Below are 1683 nucleotides of genomic sequence, written 5' to 3'. Positions count from 1 at the left end.
TGGATGTCGAACCTGTATTTGGTAGGATGAAGGGTGTTTTTGGCGTGCGCAGAGTTCATGTCAGAGGACAAAAAGTGGTTGAAACAGAGATAGGATTCCTCCTAATGAGTATGAATCTCACGAAATTAGCTAAGAAATTAGCCAATGATAATAGAAACAAAAAGAAAAACACAGGCAGTTCAGCTGGATTTCATCAAAATCAGCCTGAATCTATCTGTGTTTTTTATTTACTGGCTAGTTTTTGCCCAGCCTCTTTATATCTTGTTTAACAACGTCAGAGGTTGATTTTCGACAAATATAAAGATGCGCGCCATACAGCGCCGCAAACAAGAGGCCTGCCTTGTCCTTGACAGCTAATGGACGGTTTTCCGTATCGTAGATATAGTCTAGCTTCTCATCATTCTTCTGAGACGAGATCCGGTTGCCGTTCTTATCGTAGGTGTAGGTGGTTGTGTCGTCTTAGGCAAATCTGCTTCTTCTTCCCTGTTGTGCTCTGCCATGACCAGCTAAGCAATTCTCGTGGTGATGTGAAAAGCACCTATGGAGAGAAGCTCCATAGGTGGGCGGGGAGCTAGGCAAGAGAGGACGGAAAACGATAAACAATCTCCAGCGTTTTCAACGTCCTCGCTAACTAGCTCAATCGCCTACAGCACCACGAAAGTCCTTTAACAGTCAACTAAGTACTTCTCTAAACTTCCATAACTTACTTCTTATTCTGATAGCACTTCAAAGCAAAAGTAACCATACGGCATTGATTCTATACCTAGGTCATAGAAGTTATATAACCATTTCATCATCTGTGGAATCCCCCTATCCATTAAGAAAGACATATAGGAATGGATAGCTTGCTGAAAACCTGCCACATCTGTTTTCTCTACTAGAAAATGACTAGCCTGCATATCTTCAAAAGTAATATACTGTTCTAATAATTTATAATCAGAATCTGGTGTAAGCCAAAACATCTGTTCCCTTATAAAACTCTCCCGCTCTTCTGCTGTCACTACATCACGACATTCTATATAAAAATGTGCCATATCAAATTCTTCTTGAAAATTTAACCTCTCATTGATATAAAATGGAGTGATAGAAATATATTTAGTTGTTACACTGCTGGCGATAATTTCGTGCAACACTGTACTTAAATCAGTAAGGGTTGGATAGTATCGATTTTTTCCATTATTATATACAGTGTGATTATATATGATATTATTTATAGTCCCTGTTTTCTTTTCTAACATGGTAGTCTCCCAATCTAATTTCGCCAATTTGTTTTAGCAAGATCTGCAATTTGGATAACTTTTCCATTGCTATCATCAACTGCTACATAGTGAATATCGTCAATGTAAAAATTTGTTACACCACTTTTTGTGTAACTATTATACCCCTTTGTTGTTTTAACAGGATTATTAATCGTATCCGCTATCATCTGATTATTCCAACCGCGCTGGGATACTTGATTCACATAATTCCCTTTTTTAAATTTATCACTAAAAATAATATCGTCCGCAGTAACAGATTGCGAAGCGATTTTATCTGTCAGTCTCCCTGTATCCCTAACATCATCAACTGCCTCTGCGACTTTCAGAGAATCTTTGGTGTCATCCACCGCATCCACAGCTTTTAGGGCTTTAGAGGTATCACTGACATCATCAACTGTATCAATAACTTTTCCTGCTGTGACTC

Annotated in this window: 2 protein-coding genes and 1 pseudogene; 1 reads left to right on the top strand and 2 read right to left on the bottom strand. The window is 38.5% G+C overall.

The features are described from left to right. Window positions 1–144, top strand: a pseudogene (locus BVE84_RS11360) (transposase); the annotation flags it as partial. A gap of 566 nt (window positions 145–710) precedes the next feature. On the opposite strand, the gene BVE84_RS10250 reads toward BVE84_RS11360, so the two are convergent. Then, complete coding sequence (locus tag BVE84_RS10250) at window positions 711–1238, bottom strand: hypothetical protein (protein ID WP_076996884.1); 528 nt, start codon at window positions 1236–1238, stop codon at window positions 711–713. Between the two features lie 14 nt (window positions 1239–1252). Continuing rightward, on the bottom strand, window positions 1253–1683 hold a 431-nt coding region (locus BVE84_RS10245), incomplete at its 5' end, for a colicin E5-related ribonuclease (RefSeq protein WP_142241944.1).

This window comes from Streptococcus azizii, assembly GCF_001984715.1.
GTDB lineage: Bacteria > Bacillota > Bacilli > Lactobacillales > Streptococcaceae > Streptococcus > Streptococcus azizii.
The sequence above is the reverse complement of the archived record's forward strand: the minus strand, read 5'-3'. Positions and strand labels throughout refer to the sequence as shown.

Bases quoted from the DNA above. Each gene is read 5' to 3' on its own strand.
- BVE84_RS10250 (WP_076996884.1), bottom strand. From the start codon at position 1,238: ATGTTAGAAAAGAAAACAGGGACTATAAATAATATCATATATAATCAC.